This window comes from Saccharopolyspora sp. MMCC62 (genome assembly GCF_057736575.1).
The window spans coordinates 203,998-222,089 of record NZ_JBYKCM010000002.1 but is presented as its reverse complement, the minus strand read 5'-3'; the positions used below and the strand labels follow the sequence as shown (position 1 = coordinate 222,089).

At 73.2% G+C, this 18,092-nt stretch carries 16 protein-coding genes; 13 read left to right on the top strand and 3 right to left on the bottom strand.

From position 1 onward, the window contains the following. Positions 1-43: 43 nt before the first annotated feature. Positions 44-967 (bottom strand): 1,4-dihydroxy-2-naphthoyl-CoA synthase, encoded by a 924-nt coding sequence (locus AC29IT_RS05170; protein WP_488218017.1) that lies wholly within the window; start codon positions 965-967, stop codon positions 44-46. A 171-nt stretch (positions 968-1,138) separates the two neighbouring features. Between AC29IT_RS05170 and menD the strand changes: the two genes are divergently transcribed. Beyond that, positions 1,139-2,815 carry a 2-succinyl-5-enolpyruvyl-6-hydroxy-3-cyclohexene-1-carboxylic-acid synthase gene (menD, locus tag AC29IT_RS05165; protein ID WP_488218016.1) on the top strand — a complete coding sequence of 559 codons (1,677 nt, stop codon included), beginning with the start codon at positions 1,139-1,141 and terminating at the stop codon, positions 2,813-2,815. 456 nt (positions 2,816-3,271) lie between these two features. Further along, on the top strand, positions 3,272-4,771 hold the full coding sequence (locus tag AC29IT_RS05160) for a M1 family metallopeptidase (RefSeq protein ID WP_488218015.1): 1,500 nt from the start codon (positions 3,272-3,274) through the stop codon (positions 4,769-4,771). 425 nt (positions 4,772-5,196) lie between these two features. Here AC29IT_RS05160 and AC29IT_RS05155 read toward each other — a convergent pair whose 3' ends face one another. After that, complete coding sequence (locus AC29IT_RS05155) at positions 5,197-6,465, bottom strand: isochorismate synthase (RefSeq protein ID WP_488218014.1); 1,269 nt, start codon at positions 6,463-6,465, stop codon at positions 5,197-5,199. Between the two features lie 82 nt (positions 6,466-6,547). Between AC29IT_RS05155 and AC29IT_RS05150 the strand changes: the two genes are divergently transcribed. The 3 genes from AC29IT_RS05150 (at position 6,548) to AC29IT_RS05140 (ending at position 8,953) form a co-directional block, all read left to right on the top strand. Next, a complete protein-coding gene (locus AC29IT_RS05150; RefSeq protein ID WP_358432446.1) occupies positions 6,548-7,036 on the top strand; it encodes a DUF3592 domain-containing protein in 489 nt (162 codons plus the stop codon). Positions 7,037-7,205: 169 nt separating this feature from the next. After that, complete coding sequence (gene paaC / locus AC29IT_RS05145) at positions 7,206-8,138, top strand: 1,2-phenylacetyl-CoA epoxidase subunit PaaC (protein ID WP_488218013.1); 933 nt, start codon at positions 7,206-7,208, stop codon at positions 8,136-8,138. A 173-nt stretch (positions 8,139-8,311) separates the two neighbouring features. Beyond that, positions 8,312-8,953, top strand: coding sequence for a hypothetical protein (locus tag AC29IT_RS05140; protein ID WP_488218012.1), 642 nt, complete (start codon positions 8,312-8,314; stop codon positions 8,951-8,953). 40 nt (positions 8,954-8,993) lie between these two features. On the opposite strand, the gene AC29IT_RS05135 is transcribed toward AC29IT_RS05140, so the two are convergent. After that, positions 8,994-9,860 (bottom strand): inositol monophosphatase family protein, encoded by an 867-nt coding sequence (locus AC29IT_RS05135; RefSeq protein WP_358432452.1) that lies wholly within the window; start codon positions 9,858-9,860, stop codon positions 8,994-8,996. 203 nt (positions 9,861-10,063) lie between these two features. On the opposite strand from AC29IT_RS05135, the gene AC29IT_RS05130 reads away from it, so the two are divergent. The 8 genes from AC29IT_RS05130 to nuoE all read left to right on the top strand — a co-directional run bounded on the left by AC29IT_RS05130 (position 10,064) and on the right by nuoE (position 18,092). Further along, positions 10,064-11,179, top strand: a complete 1,116-nt coding sequence (locus AC29IT_RS05130; protein WP_358432454.1) for a glycosyltransferase family 4 protein — start codon at positions 10,064-10,066, stop codon at positions 11,177-11,179. Between the two features lie 26 nt (positions 11,180-11,205). After that, positions 11,206-11,892 (top strand): demethylmenaquinone methyltransferase, encoded by a 687-nt coding sequence (locus AC29IT_RS05125; RefSeq protein ID WP_488218011.1) that lies wholly within the window; start codon positions 11,206-11,208, stop codon positions 11,890-11,892. Between the two features lie 660 nt (positions 11,893-12,552). Further along, positions 12,553-13,851 carry a geranylgeranyl reductase family protein gene (locus AC29IT_RS05120; RefSeq protein WP_358432458.1) on the top strand — a complete coding sequence of 433 codons (1,299 nt, stop codon included), beginning with the start codon at positions 12,553-12,555 and terminating at the stop codon, positions 13,849-13,851. A 159-nt stretch (positions 13,852-14,010) separates the two neighbouring features. After that, positions 14,011-14,400: an NADH-quinone oxidoreductase subunit A gene (locus AC29IT_RS05115; protein WP_488218010.1), complete on the top strand. Its 390-nt coding sequence runs from the start codon at positions 14,011-14,013 to the stop codon at positions 14,398-14,400. Positions 14,401-14,469: 69 nt separating this feature from the next. Next, positions 14,470-15,150 (top strand): NuoB/complex I 20 kDa subunit family protein, encoded by a 681-nt coding sequence (locus AC29IT_RS05110; protein ID WP_358432462.1) that lies wholly within the window; start codon positions 14,470-14,472, stop codon positions 15,148-15,150. 5 nt (positions 15,151-15,155) lie between these two features. Further along, positions 15,156-15,932, top strand: coding sequence for an NADH-quinone oxidoreductase subunit C (locus tag AC29IT_RS05105; protein ID WP_488218009.1), 777 nt, complete (start codon positions 15,156-15,158; stop codon positions 15,930-15,932). 52 nt (positions 15,933-15,984) lie between these two features. Then, entirely contained in the window at positions 15,985-17,328 is a 1,344-nt protein-coding gene (locus AC29IT_RS05100; protein WP_358432466.1) for an NADH-quinone oxidoreductase subunit D, read from the top strand. Next, positions 17,325-18,092 (top strand): NADH-quinone oxidoreductase subunit NuoE, encoded by a 768-nt coding sequence (gene nuoE / locus AC29IT_RS05095; RefSeq protein ID WP_358432468.1) that lies wholly within the window; start codon positions 17,325-17,327, stop codon positions 18,090-18,092. The genes AC29IT_RS05100 and nuoE overlap by 4 nt, the downstream gene beginning before the upstream one ends.

The window sequence follows — 18,092 nt, the reverse complement described above, 5'->3', positions numbered from 1 at the left end:
CGACGACCCGATCGGCGGGCGGACCGCGGCGACCGGTGGCCGGTCAGTAGTACCAGGGGAACGGCGTCCAGTCCGGGTCCCGGCGCTCCAGGAACGAGTCCCTGCCCTCGACGGCCTCGTCGGTCATGTAGGCCAGCCGGGTGGTCTCGCCGGCGAACAGCTGCTGTCCGACCAGGCCGTCGTCGATCGCGTTGAACGCGTACTTCAACATGCGCTGCGCGGTGGGCGACTTGCCGTTGATCTCCCGTGCCCACTGCAGGGCGGTCGCCTCCAGTTCCGCGTGCGGCACGACCTCGTTGACCATCCCCATCCGGTTCGCCTGCTCGGCGTCGTAGGCGCGGCCGAGGGCGAAGATCTCGCGGGCGAACTTCTGCCCGACCTGCCGGGCGAGGTAGGCGCTGCCGAAGCCGCCGTCGAAGCTGCCGACGTCGGCGTCGGTCTGCTTGAAGCGGGCGTGCTCGGCGCTGGCGAGGGTGAGGTCGCACACCACGTGCAGGCTGTGCCCGCCGCCGGCGGCCCAGCCGGGCACGACCGCGATCACCAGCTTCGGCATGAACCGGATCAGCCGCTGCACCTCGAGGATGTGCAGCCGACCGGCCCGCGCGGGGTCCACGCTCTCGGCGGTCTCCCCGGCGGCGTACTGGTAGCCGGAGCGGCCGCGGATGCGCTGGTCCCCGCCGGAGCAGAACGCCCAGCCGCCGTCCTTGGGCGACGGCCCGTTCCCGGTCAGCAGCACGCAGCCGACGTCGCTGCTCATCCGGGCGTGGTCGAGCGCGCGGTACAGCTCGTCGACGGTGTGCGGGCGGAAGGCGTTGCGGACCTCGGGGCGGTCGAAGGCGACGCGCACGGTGCCGCGTCCGGGACCGTCCTCCACACACCGGTGGTACGTGATGTCGGTGAAGTCGAACCCGCTGACGGGTTCCCACGCGGCCGGGTCGAACAGCTCGGAGACAGGCGAGTTCAGCACGCCTGGGACAATAGGTGCCGCCTCGGCGTGATGAACACCAGGAGGGCGCCGACCGGTGTGAGCGGCTGCACTCCGCGCGACCGGGGTACCACCGGGTCGAAGCGGCTCGGCGGTTCCGGCGACACTGGAAGCGGTCGGCAGGCAGCGTGCGAGGGAGTCCGGGGTGATGGGTTGAATCCGTCCACGGCACAGGCCGAGGTCATCGTCGATGAGCTGATCCGCAACCAGATCCGGCACGTGGTGCTCTCCCCGGGATCGCGCAACGCGCCGCTCTCGTTCGCGCTGCACCGCGCCGCGGTGGAGCAGCGGATCCGGCTGCACGTCCGCATCGACGAGCGCAGCGCCGGGTTCCTCGCCTTGGGGATCGCGGCGCGCAGCGGCCTGCCGGTGGTGGTGGCCGGGACCTCGGGCACCGCAGCGGCGAACCTGCACCCGGCGGTCAGCGAAGCGGCGCAGGCGGGCATCCCGCTGATCGTGCTCACCGCGGACCGCCCGCCCGAACTGCGCGCCGCCGGGGCCAATCAGACCATCGACCAGCACCGGATGTTCGGCCCGCAGGTGCGGATGTTCGACGAGCTCGGCGTGGCCGAGGACCGGCCGGGGCAGCAGGCGTACTGGCGCAGCCAGGTGTGCCGCGCCCGGCACGCCGCGCTCGGCTCGGCCCGCTCCGGACCGGTGCACCTGAACCTGCCTTTCCGCGAACCGCTGGTGCCCACCGGCGACCCCGCGTGGTGCGAACCGCTGGACGGGCGCGCCGACGGGGCGCCGTGGATCGAGATCTGCGGGGACGGCGCCTCGCCCAGCAGCCTGCACGCGCCCGCCGCCCGCCGCGGCCTGGTGCTCGCCGCGGACGGCGGCGCCGACGCCGCCGGGGCCTGGGGCGAGCGGTACGGCTGGCCGGTGGTCTCCGAGACCGGCGGTGTCGGGCTCGCCGGTGGCGCCGCGATCAGCACCGGGATGTGGCTGCTGAACCAGCCCGAGTTCGTCCGCGAGCACCGCCCCGAGCAGGTGCTGTGCGTCGGCAGGCCGACCGTGTTCCGCCAGGTGCAGTCGCTGCTCACCGATGCCGGGGTGGAGGTGCTGCTGGCGCACGGCGGGGACGTGGACTGGCCGTCGCCGGGGCACGCGGTGCGCGAGATCGCGCACACCTTCGGTGCCGCCCCCGTCCGCGAGGCCGACCCGCACTGGCTCACCGCCTGGCAGCAGGCGGACCACAAGGTCGCCGCCGCGCTGCACGCGGCACTGGACCTGGAGCGCTGGCCGAACGGGCCGGTGCTCGCCCGCGACCTGGTCGACGAACTGCCGGAGCGGTCGCTGCTGGTGCTCGGGTCGTCGAACCCGAGCCGGGACGTGGCGCTGGCCGCGCGGCACCGCCCCGACGTGGCGGTGCACCGCAACCGCGGGGTGGCCGGGATCGACGGCACGGTCTCCACCGCCATCGGCGCTGCGCTGGCGCACGACGGACCGACCTACGCGCTGCTGGGCGACCTCACGTTCCTGCACGACGGGAACGGCCTGCTGCTGGGGCCGCAGGAGCAGCGCCCGGACCTCACCATCGTGGTGCTCAACGACGACGGCGGTGGCATCTTCTCGCTGCTGGAACAGGGCGGTCCGGAGCACCGCGACTCGTTCGAGCGGGTCTTCGGCACCCCGCACGGCACCGACCTCGCCCAGCTGTGCGCGGCGCACGGGGTGGAGCACGTGCGGGTGCGGCAGCGCTCGGACTTCCCGGCGGCGCTGCACGGTCCACCAGGACTGCGGGTGGTCGAGGTCCAGGCGGACCGCACGCGGACCAGGAGCCTGCACTCGCGACTGCAAGCCGCGGTGCACTCGGCGCTGAGCGGCTGATCGCCCGCTGCGGTCGAGGGCCCCGCGCGTCGGCCGGAGCGGTGGCCCGGAGCGGTGTCCCGGAGCGGTGACCCGGAGCGGTGACCCGGAGCGGTGACCCGAAGCGGTGACCCGGAGCGGTGACCTAGCCCCGCCGGACCACTTCCTCCCACGATGCGAGACGCGCGGGCGCGTGCCCCGGCGACCGCCCCGAGTCGCCCCGCGCGGCCCGACCGCCGTCGGCGAGCCCCGGGTCGGGTCGCCCCGCCGCGCGGCGGCACCACCGGTGAGCTGCACCGGAACCGGCCGAGCGGTGCTCCGGCCGCGGTGCGCGGTTCGCCCGTGCGCGCCGGAGCTCGCGGCCGGACGGGCACCGTTCACCCAGAACTGGTGAAAACCCCCGCGTTCGGGTGCTCGCGCCACCCTGATCACGTTCGTACGCTGCTGGAAAACCACTGATCATGCCGGAGGTGCGCGGTGTTCAAGAGAACCGGTCTGCGAGCGACGGTGGCCGCCTGCTGCGCCGCGGCCTTCGTGGCGACCCCCGCCTTCGCCGGAGCGGCCGGACCTGGTGCGCCGGGCGCGGGCGACCCGTACTTCCCCGAGTACGGCAACGGCGGCTACGACGTGTCGCACTACGACGTGCGGCTGCGCTACGAACCGAAGGACGACCACCTCACCGGGACCACGACGATCGTGGCGAACCCGACCCAGGACCTCACCGCGTTCAACCTGGACTTCGCGCTGCCGGTGAAGTCGATCCGGGTCAATGGCGCGCCGTCCGAGTTCCAGCAGCGGGGCAGCGAGCTCACCGTCACCCCGCCCGCGGAACTGCCCGCCGGGCGCCAGTCCACCTTCGTCGTCGAGTACGAGGGCGTGCCCTCCAGCGTCGAGGTCGACGGCCTGCAACCGTGGATCCGCACCGCGGACGGCGCGCTCGCGGTCGGCGAACCGGAGATCTCCGCGTGGTGGTTCCCCGGCAACGACCACCCGCGGGACAAGGCCACCTTCGACATCGCCGTCGACGTGCCGGAAGGCACCGAGGTGCTGTCCAACGGCGTGAACACCGACACCGCCACCCTGGCCGGCCGCACCACCTGGAAGTGGCGCACCACCAAGCCGACGGCCACCTACCTGGCGTTCCTCGCCATCGGGCAGTACGAGATCAACACGAAGCCCGGTGCCTTCGGTCAGCCCTTCGTCACCGCGTACGCCGACGGGCTCGGCGACGTCGCGGGCGCGGCCAAGGCCAGCGTCGAGCGCACTCCCGAAGTGCTGGAGTTCCTCTCCGGGCTGCTCGGCGAGTACCCGTTCGAAGCCCAGGGCGGCGTGGTCCCGGCGGAAGGGCTCAACTTCGCGCTGGAGAACCAGACCCGGCCGACCTACAGCGACAAGTTCTTCGCGAAGGGCGCCAACACCTCCGTCGTCGTGCACGAGAACGCGCACCAGTGGTTCGGCGACTCCGTGTCGGTCGACACCTGGCGCAACATCTGGCTGAACGAGGGCTTCGCCAGCTACGCGGAATGGCTGTGGTCGGAGCAGCAGGGCACCGGGACCGCGCAGGAGCTGTTCGACCACTACTACTCGTCGCTGCCCGCCGACGACCCGTTCTGGCAGATCGCGCCCGGCGAACCCGGGCCGGAGAACATCTTCAGCGACGCCGTCTACGACCGCGGGGCGCTCACCGTGCACGCGCTGAGCAACGTCATCGGACCCGACGTGCTGCTCGACGTGGTGCGCACCTGGGTGCAGGACAAGCGGTACGCCACCGGCACCGTGGAGCAGTTCATCGAGCTCGCCGAGCAGCGCTCCGGCACGCAGCTCGACGAGTTCTTCCAGAACTGGCTGTTCACGCCGGGCAAGCCCGCGGCCACCCCGGAGAACGGCATCCCGGCCTCGGCGACCCGAGCCGACGTGGTGCCGCCGAAGTCGGTCGCCGAGATCGACGCCACCCACGAGTCGGTGCACGACCACTGAGCACCGGACGAACCCGCCGCGTGGAGGCCGGTGGGCGGTACCGCACCGCCCACCGGTGAACCCGCGCGGCGGGTCCGCGGTTCCCCGGTCGGCCCCGTTCCCGGGTCGGTCCCGTTCTCCGGTCGGTCCCGTTCCCGGGTCGGCCCCGTTCCCCGGTCGGCGCTGTTCCTCGGTCGGCACCGTTCCCCGGTCAGCGAAGCAGCTGCGCAGCGACCGTCGCAGCGACCGCCGGAGCGACCGGCACCACCGCGGATTCCCAGCGCCGCCCTCGCGAGGACGGCGCTGCCGCATGCGGAGCCACCGGCGCGAACGATCCCGCAGCGAGGGGGCGCAGGGAGGAGGGACATGGGCGCAGCGAGGAGGGCGCAGGGAGCCGCCACCCGCGACCCGCCTCGCACCACGAGCCGAGCGCCCCCGCGGAAGGTTCAGTCGCCGGTCAGCGCTTCGGTGATCGGGCGCAGCTTCGCCGCCGCCTCCAACACCTCGGTGTCCGGGTCGGACTCGGCGACGATGCCGCACCCGGCGAACAGCCGTGCGCGGCGGCCCCCGGTGTCGCCGTCCGCGTCCTCCAGCTGCGCGCAGCGCAGCGCGATGCCGAGCTCCCCGTTGCCCGCGCCGTCGACCCAGCCGACCGGGCCGCTGTAGCGCTCCCGGTCCATGCCTTCCAACCGCTGGATCAGTTCCACCGCCTCCGGGGTCGGCGTGCCGCCGACGGCCGCGCTCGGGTGCACTGCTGCGGCGAGCCGCAGCAGTGCGGCGACGCCGTTCTCCGCGGCGGGTTCGTGCAACTCACCCGTGATGTGCGAGGCCAGGTGCAACACGTTGCGCAGCCGAAGGACCTCGGGGCGCTCCGGGACCGACAGGGCCGAGCAGAACGGGCGCAGCTCCGCGGCCAGCGACTCGGTGGCGAACGCGTGCTCGGAGAGGTCCTTCGCCGAGGACAGCAGGCCGGACGCCAGCTCGTCGGCGCCGACCCCGGGCCGCGGCCAGCTCGTCCCGGCCAGCACCCGGGACCGGACGTGCCGCCCGGTGCGCTCCAGCAGCAGCTCCGGGGTGGCCCCGACCAGCCCGTCCACCGCGAACGTCCAGCACCCCGGGTAGCGCGCGGCGAGGTTGCGCAGCAGGTAGCGGGCGTCCAGCGGCTCCGCCGCGGTGGCGAGCAGGTCGTGCGCCAGCACCACCTTGCGCACCGCGTCCGGACCACCCGACCCGGCCGGTTCGAGCAGGCGCACCGCCTCCGCCACCGACCGCCGGTAGTCCGCGGTGGACACCGCGCCCGGCGAGTACTCCACCGCGCCGGGTTCGCGCACCGGCTGGACCGGCCGCTCCGCCGGATCGCCGATGGTGGTGATCCAGCGGACGCCGTCCCGGCTGCCCAGCACGACCTCCGGCACGACCACGACCGAATCCCCCGGCCGGTCGGCGAACGCGAAGCTGCTGAACGCGACCGGGCCGCTGCCCGGCAGCCGCACCTCGTCGTGCACGTCCGCGCCCGCGCAGAGTTCGTGCCACCACTCGTCGGCGGTCGCGAAGCGCTCCGGACCGGAGGTCGCCAACCGCGCCGCGCACCCCCAGCCGACCAGGCCGCCGCCGTCGCGCACCCAGCTCAGCGGAGCACCGTCCGGCAGCAGTTCCAGCAGCGGCGCGGTGCGCCGGGGATCGTCGTCGGGGAGCACGGAGGTGCGAACGGTCAACGGAGCAGGGGAGGGCGCCACGCGACGAGCCTAGGTGCGGCGGCCAGTGGCGGTCACCGCGCGGCTCCTACAATCGGCGATCGTGGCGAGCGAACAGGAGTTCCCGGACGAGGCCGGGCGGCCCGAGGTGACCGGATCGGGCACCCGGTGGCCCCGGCGGCGCGTCCGCCGCACCGCCGCCCGCGGTGTCCTGGTCCTCGCCGTGCTGCTGACCGTGCTGGGCCTGTCCGTGATCGGCGCGTGCGCGATCGACGACCGGACCATCGCCGAGTCCCGCGGCGACGGCGTCGCCGAAGTCGTCAGCACCTCGCTGACCCGCACCGTCATCCGCTTCACCACGCCGGAAGGACGGGTGCACATCCCGCAGGACGGCGTGCTCTACCCGGGTGGCCTGCAGCAGGGCCAGTTCGTCCGGGTCGAGTACGACACGCGCAACCCCGACCTGGTCCGGGTGGCGGGGCGCGGCATGGTGCTGTCGCTGCTGCCGGTCGCCGCGTGCCTCGCCGGGACGTGGCTGGTGCTCGGCGGCGCGTACTGGCAGCTGCGCCGGGAGCGCCCCGCGGCGGTCTGAACCGGGAATTCGGTCCCTTCCGCGCCGCCCGGCACTGCGACCACAGTGGTCGCAGGTGACTCCGCTGCGGCGGATGCGCCGGTGGGGCGGACGGCCCCACGAGTGGTCTCGCGACCAGCGGTTCCAGTCCGCACCGTCCGGTGCGGCCCCGCGAGGTGGGTGAGCGCGTATGAGCACGGTGAACTTCGCTGTGGACGGCCCCGACGACGGTGCGGCGGCGGCCGGTCCGGGCGGGCCGGAGAGGTCGGCGCCGGAGTCGCACCGGCCGGATTGGGTGCTGGCGGCCCCGGTCACCGCTGCGGTGGCCCGGAGCGTGCCGGACGGTGCCGATCCGGCGGATCTCGCGGCGTACTGCCTGATGCTGGGCGATGACGCGCTGCTGCTGGCGCACCGCCTGTCCGGGTGGGGGGTGCGCGGACCCGACCTGGAGGAGGGCGCCGCGCTGGCCGCGATCACCGCGGACCTGCTGGGCCAGGCGCGGGCGCTGCTGGAACGGGCGGCGGAGCTGGAGGGCGCGGGCCGGGACGCGGATCTGCTCGCCCACCACCGGGATGCCGGCGAGTTCCGCAACGTGCGGCTCGCCGAGATCGACTGCGGGCCCGGCGCGGGCGGTGATTTCGCCACCAGCACGGCCCGGTTGCTGCTGCTGTCGACCTGGCGGCACGCGGTGTTCGCCCGGCTGGCGGCGAGCCGCGATCCGGTGCTCTCGGCGATCGCGGCCCGGACGTGGCGGGTGCTGCTGCGGCACCGGCAGCACGCCGAGCAGTGGACGATCCGGTTCGGCGACGGCGCTCCCGAGGCGCGGCTGCGGATGCAGGAGGCGCTGCAGCGGGTGTGGCCGCTGTCCGGGGAGCTGTTCGCGGTGCACCCGGTGGAGCGCAGGCTCGCCGAGGCGGGGTGCGCGGTGCGCCCGGACGCGGTGCGCGGTGAGGTGGCCGCGGCGCTGGATGCGGCGGTGTCGGTCGCGCGCTTGGACCTGCCGGACCTCGGCGCGGCACCGCCGGAGGGCACCGGTGGCCGGTGGGGCGCGCACACCGAGTCGATGCCGTTCGTCGTCGCCGAGATGCAGTACTTGGTGCGCGCCGACCCGATCGAGCCGTGATCATTCCGTTTCCGCGTTTGAGTACTTTCCCGCACGCTCCGCGGCGATCCGGCGGGCAAGGTGGGTGTGATGCCGGGACGAACCCGGTGGGTCCGCCGGATCGCCTTGGGGGCGAGCGCTGGTCCGGCGGGGAACCGAGCGGAAGGCGCGGGCTGGAGATGAACGGTTTCTGGTTGGCAGTGCTGGCGGGAACGGTCGCGGGATCGCTGGGCGCCGCGATCACCCACTTCGCGTGGGCCGGGCCGTGGGCGCGGCGGCTTCGCCCCGAGGCGATGGCGGCCCGGGCGACCGAGGCGGCGGGGACCGAGGTGGCGGGGACCGAGGCGAGCCGGGCGGCGCAGGATGCGGCCGCGCCGCGGCTGCTCGGCGAACCGGGGACCGTGGACGGCTGGTTGCGCGACCTGCACCGCTGCGAGCAGGCGGTGGCGCGCGCCCGGCGCGCGGTGGAGGCGGTGTCCTCGGTGCGGGCGCGGGAGGCGCTGCTGGTGGTGGTCCGCCGGATGGACGCCGAGCTGCCGAACGTGCAGGCGCTCGTCGAGGTGGGCCGCGGTCTGGACGCGGCGCCGGAGTCCGCGGACCGGCGGGACCGGGAGGTGCTGCGCCGGGTGCGCGATCAGGTCGCCGAGGCCGCCGCGTGCTTCGCCGCGATCACCGAGGACGTGCTGGACGTGGTGGTCGACCTGGTCGCGGCGCCGGACCTGACGCGGATGCACCGCGAGGTGGCGGTGCTGCGCGACCGCTTCCCGCTGCTGCATCCGCTGTCCGAGGTGTTCGCCCGCGACGATGCCCCGCTGCCCGCGCTCGCCGCCCCCTGAAAGCGCCCGCCGCACTCCCGGTGAGCTCCACGCCCGCGGGTCAGGGCGTGGCCTGGCGCCACCAGTCGAGGACGTCCCCGGCCACGGCGGGCCCGGCCACCAGCAGACCGCCGGTGGGCAGCGTCGCGGGACGTCCACCGCGGTCGAGCACCGCGGCCCCCGATTCGACGGCCAGCGCGAGCGCGCCCGCCACGTCCCACTCCTCGTACGAGTCCAGCACCGCGGCGATGGCGTGCCCCAGCGCGACCTGCGCGATCGCCAGCGCCGGTGAGCCCAGCAGCCGCACGCCGACCTGCGCGCGCGCCGCGTTGCTGATGAACCGGTCCATGCCGGGCCACGGCCCGCTGCGGGTCAGCTCGGTGCACACGATCCCGGCGCGCGTCTCGGACTGGTCGGCGAGCCGCACCGGCACCCCGTTCGCCCGCATCCCGCGGTCCCGCGCCGCCGCGTAGATCTGCGAGCGGTACGGGTCGGCGACGACCCCGACCAGCGGCCCGTGCTCGTCGAGCATCGCGAGGCTGTAGGCGCACCACGGCAGCCCCGCCACGTAGTTCGCGGTGCCGTCCACCGGGTCCACCGACCAGCGGAACCGGGTGGCACCGGCGTGCGCGGTGACCTGGTCCGCGACCGAGGTGGACCAGCCGGGCGCGGAGTCGAACTCCTCCCCGAACACGGGCACGCCGGGGAACTCGTCGCCGAGCACCCGCCGCGTGTGCCGTTCCAGGGTCCGCCCGGTGTCGGTCACCCAGTCGAACGGTGACTCGGAGGCCGCAGGCCGGGCGCCGCGGCCCGCGGTGGCGGTGATGACGTCGGCGGCGTCGTTCGCGAGCCGTCCGGCCACTTCCAGCGCCCGGGACACCAAGCCGGGTTCGATGTGGTGCGAGGGCTCTGAAGGAAGGACCGTCATGCCGCTCCAGGGTCGACACCCGCGGTGTACGCGGTACTGCGCCCAGGTGGACGGCAGGCGAGGGACGGCCGTCCGGGCGGGGCCGTGCCGGGTGCACCGGGGCAGTTGGGGTGCTCTTCGGCGGCTGTTCCGGGTCGCGTCACGTGGCGGACGTCTGATCGCCGGAGCCGGGCGGGACGGTGTCGCTCGTGCGGATCGCCATCGTGTCGGAGAGTTTCCTGCCGCAGGTCAACGGGGTCACGAACTCGGTGCTGCGGGTGCTGGAGCACCTGCGCCGCCGCGGTGACCGAGCGCTCGTGGTCGCCCCGGGCGCCGGTCCGGAGGAGTACGAGGGCACGCCGGTGGTGCGGCTGCCCGCGGTGGACATCCCGGTGGTGTCCTCGTTGCCGATCGGGTTCCCCACCCGCCGGTTGCTGCAGGCCCTGGCGGACTTCGAACCGGACGTGGTGCACCTGGCCTCGCCGTTCGTGGTGGGGGCGCGGGGGCTCGCGGCGGCCCGGAAGCTGGGGGTGCCGACGGTCGCCGTCTACCAGACGGACGTGGCCGGGTTCGCGGAGTCGTACGGGCTGGGGCTGACCGCGCGCGCCGCCTGGCGCTGGACGCGGCGGCTGCACTGCGGCGCCGACCGCACGCTGGCCCCGTCGACGTGGGCGGCGGACGCGCTGCGCGAGCACGGCGTGCCGCGGGTGCACCGGTGGGGTCGCGGGGTGGACACCGCCCGGTTCCACCCGGGCAAGCGGGACGCGTCGCTGCGCACCGAGCTCGCCCCGGGCGGGGAGCTGCTGGTCGGCTACGTCGGCAGGCTCGCCCCGGAGAAGCACGTGGAGCGGCTGGCCGCGCTGGAGGGCGTGCCCGGAGTGCGGGTGGTGGTGGTCGGCGACGGCCCGCAGCGGGAGCAGCTCGCCGCACAGCTGCCGGGCGCCGCGTTCCTGGGCCTGCGCACCGGCGAGGAGCTCGCCCGGATCTACGCGAGCCTCGACGTGTTCGTGCACACCGGCCCGTACGAGACGTTCTGCCAGTCGGTGCAGGAGGCGATGGCCAGCGGAGTCCCGGCGCTCGCCCCGGACGCGGGCGGCCCGCGGGACCTGGTGCTGCCGGGCCGCACCGGCTACCTGCTGCCGCCGCACGACGCGGACGCGCACGCCCGGCGGCTGCGCGCGGCGGTGGCGGAGCTGCGGGACCCGGCGCTGCGGGCCCGGTTCGGCGCGGCCGCCCGCGAGTCGGTGGCCCAGCGGACGTGGCCCGCGCTGTGCGAGCAGTTGATCGGCCACTACGCGGAGGTCATCGGCGGCCCGCAGGTCGACCGGCTGGCCGCGTGAGCGCCCGCCACCCGTAAGCTGCGGGCGTGTCTCGCGCCGGTTTGGACAAGGATCCGCACGCGGTCGCCGCGATGTTCGACGGCGTCGCGAAGCGCTACGACCTGACGAACACCGTGATGTCGTTCGGGCAGGACCGGCGCTGGCGGCAGATCACCCGGCAGGCCCTGGACCCGCGGCCGCACGAGCGCGTCCTGGACCTGGCGGCGGGCAGCGGGGTGTCCACCGCGGAACTGGCGAAGTCCGGCGCGTGGTGCGTGGCCGCGGACTTCTCGCTGGGCATGCTGTCGGTGGGCCGGGACCGCGGGTTGCCGATGGTGGCGGCCGACGCGCTGCGGCTGCCGTTCGCGGACGACTCCTTCGACGCGGCGACGATCTCGTTCGGGCTGCGCAACGTGGTGGACACGGTGGCGGGGCTGCGCGAGATGGCGCGGGTGGTGCGGCCCGGCGGGCGGCTCGTGGTGTGCGAGTTCTCCACCCCGACCTGGGAGCCGTTCCGCACCGTCTACATGAACTACGTGATGCGCGCGCTGCCGCCGATCGCCCGCGCGGTGTCCTCGAACCCGGACGCGTATGTGTACCTGGCGGAGTCGATCCGCTCCTGGCCGGACCAGCGGGCGCTGGCGGCGAAGATCGGCGAGGCGGGCTGGTCGAAGGTCGCGTGGCGCGACCTGATGGGCGGCGCCGTCGCCGTGCACCGGGCCGTCAAACCCTGAGCCCCCTCCGTCGAGCTGCGCTCGGGTGGCGGAACCTCCCGCGCCCTCCTCGCTGCGGGATCGTTGTCACAGGTGGCTCCGCCACCGGAGAAATCGCTGTCCTCGCGAGGCGAGCGCTGAGAACCCGCGGGTGGTCCGGTTGATCAGGTGGTCGTCGGCTCAGCGGCTTCGCCGCTGACGGGAAACGGCCAACGCCCGCAACGGCGGGCGAGCTTTCCCGTGGTGGACCGCCAGGGACCGCGGCTCGACTCCTCGGCACCTCCGCATTTCGGCGTCCGGTCCGGTGCTGTGCGGCGGACTCCGACCCGCCGCGCGTCGCGCCGCTACCGATCGCACCGGCGCCTCCACCCGGGGCACCGCCGCGGCTCGGGGCCGTTCCGCACCGGCGCCTCCGGCCGTGCGCGCGCCCCGATGCCGCCGGACACCCCGGAGATACGCCTCACCTGCGAGGACGGTCACCCGAGCGGCCTATCTCGCGGGGTCGATCGAGTGCCTCCGCAGGCCTAGACTCGGCGGAGATAGTGAACTCGTTCACAAGCGGGCGGGTTCACCGGGTCATGGCGGAACCGCTCGGGTGCGCACCCGAGCGGGTGGCAGGTGCGTTCCGCGTGCCTGGCGCCGTGGCCGGACACCGCAACTGCACGGCTATCAAGGAGTGTCATGACCAGCGCGACCCCCCGACGCCGACCGAACGACGACGCCGATGTGATCGTCGTCGGTGCCGGGCCGGCCGGCTCGACGGCGGCGACGTACCTGGCCCGCGCGGGCCTCGACGTGCTGCTGCTGGAGAAGAGCGTCTTCCCCCGGGAGAAGGTGTGCGGCGACGGCATCACGCCGCGCGGCGTCAAGCAGTTGATCGACCTCGGCATCGACACCCGCGAGGAGGCCGGCTGGCTGCACAACCGCGGTCTGCGCGTGGTCGGCGGCGGCGTGAACATCGAACTGGACTGGCCGGAACTCGCCGATTTCCCGCCCTACGGCGTGGTCCGCCCGCGCAACGACTTCGACGACATGCTCGCCCGCGGGGCGGAACGCGCGGGCGCCCGGATGGTGCAGCAGACGACGGTGACCGGCGCAGTCCGCGATGAGCGGACCGGCCGCATCGACGGGGTCGTCGCGAAGACCGGACCGGAGCGGCAGCAGGTGACCTACCGGGCCCCGCTGGTGATCGGCTGCGACGGCGTGTCGGCCCGGCTGGCGCTGTCGATGGGCATCGAGAAGCGCGAGGACCGCCCGATGGGCGTGGCGGTGCGCCGCTACTACGACAGCCCGCGCAGCAAGGACGACTTCCTGGAGTCGCACCTGGAGCTGTGGGACCGCTCCACCCCGTCCGAGCCGAAGCTGATGCCGGGCTACGGCTGGATCTTCGGCATGGGCGACGGGACGGTGAACGTGGGGCTCGGCGTGCTGTCCACGTCGAAGTCCTACGGCAAGACCGACTACCGCCAGCTGCTGCGCTCCTGGCTGGACGGGACCCCGGAGGAGTGGGGCTTCCGGGAGGAGAACGCCACCGGCAAGATCGGCGGCGCCGCGCTGCCGATGGGCTTCAACCGCACGCCGCACTACCGGGACGGGCTGCTGCTCGTCGGCGATGCCGGCGGCATGGTGAACCCGTTCAACGGCGAGGGCATCGCCTACGCCATGGAATCCGCCCGATTGGCGGCGGAGTGCGTGGTCCACGCGTACGCACGACCGGCGGGCCCGTCGCGGGAGCACGCGTTGCTCCGGTACCCGGGTGCGGTGTCCGACGCGATGGGCGGCTACTTCCGGCTCGGGAACATCTTCAGCAAGTTGATTGGCAATCCGACGGTGATGCGGATGGCCACCAAGCACGGCCTGCCGCGGCCGTTGCTGATGCGTTTCGTGTTGAAGCTGCTGGCAAATCTGTACGACGTGCGCGATGGGGACACGATGGACCGTGTGATCAGCGCCACTACTCGGCTCACCCCTAGCGCCTGACTGCCGGAGTCTGGTCAGATGGTCACGTGATTGTGTGAGAAGTCATAAAGTTAGGTTCGCCTCACTGCGGAGCGGTTACGTCCGACCGCATAGAGTGCGCACCCGACGGCCGCAGACGTGACGTTCGTCTCGGCGGGGGCAGCGAAGGAGGGCGGTGCCATGGGCGAGGCAGGCGCTTCGGGCGTGCTGGACCCGTACATCCCGTTGGTGCTGATGTTCGCGCTGGCGCTGGGATTCGCGGTGTTCTCCGTGAGCATCGCGCCACTGGTCGGCCCCCGCCGGTACAACAAGGCGAAGCTCGATGCCTACGAGTGCGGGATCGAGCCTTCCCCGCAGCCGGTGCTGGGCGGCGGCCGGATGCCGGTCGCCTACTACCTCACGGCGATGCTGTTCATCCTCTTCGACATCGAAATGGTCTTCCTCTACCCGTTCGCGGTCTCCGCGGACTCCCTCGGCCTGTTCGGGGTCGCCGAGGTCGTGCTGTTCATCGCGACCGTCGGCTTCGCCTACATCTACGTGTGGCGGCGCGGGGGCCTCGACTGGAACTAGCGCCCGGGCCCGGGTGGGCCTGAGCGAGCACTGACCGTTCTCAATGGCGACAGCGGAAGGAGTGCCGAGATGGGCCTCGAAGAGCAGCTGCCCAACGGCATCCTGTTGGCCAACGTGGAGAAGCTCGTCAACTGGACCCGGAAGACCTCGATGTGGCCGGCGACCTTCGGGTTGGCCTGCTGCGCGATCGAGATGATGACGGTCGGCGGTTCCCGCTACGACATCGCCCGGTTCGGCATGGAGCGCTTCTCCGCCACCCCGCGGCAGGCCGATCTGATGATCGTCGCCGGTCGGGTGACCAACAAGATGGCCCCGGTGCTGCGGCAGATCTACGACCAGATGCCGGAGCCGCGCTGGGTGCTGGCGATGGGCGTGTGCGCCTCCACCGGCGGCATGTTCAACAACTACGCCGTGGTGCAGGGCGTGGACCACGTGGTGCCGGTGGACATGTACCTGCCGGGCTGCCCGCCGCGGCCGGAGATGCTGCTCGACGCGATCCTCAAGCTGCACGCCAAGATCATGGACGAGCCGATCAACGCCACGCGCGCCGCGGTGCGCGCCGAGAGCGGGGCTCGCACCGAACTCATCGCCTCCTCCGAGCGCTACGCGCCGAAGAACCGCTCGCAGCGCAAGCGCGCCGAGCGGCAGCAGCTGGCGCAGCGCCAGGAGATGGGCGCGGAAGGCCCGCTCGCCGTCGAGACCGACGCGCAGCGGGAGCAGACGCAGCGGCAACTCGGCGCGGGCAGGTGAGCGGCATGACCGACTCGAAGCAGACCACCCCGGACCCCGGCGAAGGCGGTTCGAGCGCGGACCGGCCCGGCGAGGGCCTCGAACCGGCCCGGTCCGGTGCGGGCGCGATCGCCGAACCGCGGGAACCGATCGTCGCGGGGCGCGAGCGGCAGGGCATGTTCGGCGTGCGCGGCAGCGGCGACACCTCCGGCTACGGCGGGCTGCGGCTGCCCGCGCACCTGCCCGCCCCGGCCGAGCGCCCGTTCGGCGGGTGGTTCGACGAGGTGGCGGACGCGCTGCTGGAGTCGTTGCGCGACAAGGGCGTCGACGCGGCGGTGCAGCAGGTGACCGTGGACCGCGGGGAGATCACCTTCTACGTGGACCGCGAGCACCTGGTGGCCACCTGCTCGGCGCTGCGCGACGATCCGGCGCTGCGCTTCGAGCTGTGCAGCTCGGTGTCCGGTGTGGACTACGGGCCGGAGGTGCCGCAGCGGCTGCACTCGGTCTACCACCTGACGTCGATGACCTACCGGCGTCGCGTCCGGCTGGAGGTGGCCGTCGACGTCGACGACCCGCACCTGCCGTCGGTCGTGTCCGTGTACCCGACGGCGGACTTCCAGGAGCGCGAGGCATGGGACATGTTCGGCCTCGTCTACGACGGGCACCCCGCGCTCACCCGGATCTTGATGCCGGACGACTGGGACGGGCACCCGCAGCGCAAGGACTACCCGCTCGGCGGCATCCCGGTCGAGTACAAGGGCGCCGAAATACCGCCACCCAACCAGCGGCGGGCCTACTCATGAGGTCCCGCGCAGCGCACGGCCCCGGCAGGCAGCACGCGGAGAGGTGCTGAACATGACCACCGAACCACTGACCGATCCCACCACGGACCCCGGCAGGCACGCGGCATCGCGCGAGACGACGGAAGGCCGCGTCTACACCGTCACCGGCGGCGACTGGGACGAGTTCATCGACGAGGCGGCCGATTCCGAGCGCGTCGTCATCAACCTCGGCCCGCAGCACCCGTCCACGCACGGGGTGCTGCGGCTGGTGCTGGAACTCGAGGGCGAGACCGTCACCCAGGCCCGCTCGGTGATCGGCTACCTGCACACCGGGATCGAGAAGAACACCGAGTACCGCACCTGGACCCAGGGCGTCACCTTCGTGACGCGGATGGACTACCTGGCGCCGCTGTACAACGAGACGGCGTACTGCCTGGGCGTGGAGAAGCTGCTCGGGGTCGAGGCGCCGACGCGGGCGCAGACCTTCCGGATCATGCTGATGGAGCTGAACCGGATCTCCTCGCACCTGGTGTTCATGGCGACCGGCGCGATGGAGCTGGGCTCCACCACCGGCATGACCTTCGGGTTCCGCGACCGCGAGGAAGTGCTGCACCTGCTGGAGTTCCTCACCGGGCTGCGGATGAACCACGCGTTCGTCCGGCCGGGCGGGGTGGCCCAGGACCTCCCGGAGAACTACCGGGAGAAGGTGCTGGAGTTCATCAAGGTCATGGACAAGCGGCTGCCGGACTACGCGAAGCTGTTCTCCGGCCAGCCGATCTGGAAGCAGCGGCTCAAGGACGTCGGCTACCTGCCGCTGGACGGCTGCCTGCAGCTGGGCGTGACGGGTCCGCTGCTGCGCTCGGCGGGCATCGCGTGGGACCTGCGGAAGATCGAGCCGTACTGCGGTTACGAGAACTTCGAGTTCGAGGTGCCGACGAGCACCGACGCGGACTGCTACGCGCGGTTCCTGCTGCGGCTGGAGGAGATCCACCAGTCGCTGAAGATCATCCGGCAGTGCCTGGACGCGTTCGAGCCCGGCCCGGTGATGGTGGACGACCCGAAGATCGCCTGGCCGGCGAAGCTGAGCATCGGGCCGGACGGCATGGGCAACTCGCTGGAGCACGTCCGCAAGATCATGGGCCAGTCGATGGAATCGCTGATCCACCACTTCAAGCTGGTCACCGAGGGCTTCGACGTGCCCCCGGGCCAGGTGTACTCGCCGGTGGAGTCGCCGCGCGGCGAGCTGGGCTACCACTTGGTCTCCGACGGCGGCACCCGGCCGATGCGGGTGCACGTGCGGGAACCGAGCTTCGTGAACCTCCAGGCGTTCCCGGCGATGGCCGAGGGCGGCCTGGTCGCGGACGTGATCGCGGCAGTGGCCTCGATCGACCCGGTGATGGGCGGGGTGGACCGATGACCGAGCAGTTCGATTTCACCACCACCGAGCACGTGCTGAGCCCACCGGGCGCGCCGGTGTTCGGCGAGGACGTGCGCGCCGACGCGAAGCGCATCATCGAGCGCTACCCGGAGGCGCGGTCGGCGCTGCTGCCGATGCTGCACCTCGTGCAGTCCGAGCAGGGCCACGTCGGGACCGAGGGCATCGAGTTCTGCGCCGAGCAGCTCGCGCTGTCCGCCGCCGAGGTCAGCGCGGTCGCCACCTTCTACACGATGTACAAGCGCAAGCCGTGCGGCGAGCACCTGGTCAGCGTGTGCACCAACACGCTGTGCGCGGCGCTGGGCGGGGACGAGATCTACCGGAAGGTGTCCGAGCACCTGGGCGTCGGGCACGACGAGACCTCCGGGACGCCGGGCGAACCGGGCTCGCTGACGCTGGAGCACGCCGAGTGCCTCGCCGCCTGCGACCACGCCCCGGTGTTGCAGGTCGACTACGAGTACTACGACAAGCAGAGCCCCGAAGCGGCGCTGGAACTGGTGAAGTCCCTGCAGCGCGGGGAGAAGCCCGATCCGACGCGCGGCGCCCCGCTCACCGACTTCCGCCGCACCGAACGCCAGCTCGCCGGGTTCTTCGACCGGCCCGGCGCCCGGCTGGAGGACACCGTGGACGGCCCCTCGGCCGCCGCCGAGACGGTCCGGGGCGCGCACCTGGCGCAGCAGCGCGGCTGGACCGCGCCCCCGATGCCGGACGACGCGCAGATCCCGCCGCTGCCGGAGAAGGAGTGA

Coding starts and splice junctions, on each gene's coding strand:
- AC29IT_RS05115 (WP_488218010.1), top strand. CDS start 14,011: ATGGGCGAGGCAGGCGCTTCGGGCGTGCTGGACCCGTACATCCCGTTG.
- AC29IT_RS05120 (WP_358432458.1), top strand. CDS start 12,553: ATGACCAGCGCGACCCCCCGACGCCGACCGAACGACGACGCCGATGTG.
- AC29IT_RS05100 (WP_358432466.1), top strand. CDS start 15,985: ATGACCACCGAACCACTGACCGATCCCACCACGGACCCCGGCAGGCAC.
- nuoE (WP_358432468.1), top strand. CDS start 17,325: ATGACCGAGCAGTTCGATTTCACCACCACCGAGCACGTGCTGAGCCCA.
- AC29IT_RS05105 (WP_488218009.1), top strand. CDS start 15,156: ATGACCGACTCGAAGCAGACCACCCCGGACCCCGGCGAAGGCGGTTCG.
- AC29IT_RS05110 (WP_358432462.1), top strand. CDS start 14,470: ATGGGCCTCGAAGAGCAGCTGCCCAACGGCATCCTGTTGGCCAACGTG.
- paaC (WP_488218013.1), top strand. CDS start 7,206: ATGAGCACGGTGAACTTCGCTGTGGACGGCCCCGACGACGGTGCGGCG.
- AC29IT_RS05135 (WP_358432452.1), bottom strand. CDS start 9,860: ATGACGGTCCTTCCTTCAGAGCCCTCGCACCACATCGAACCCGGCTTG.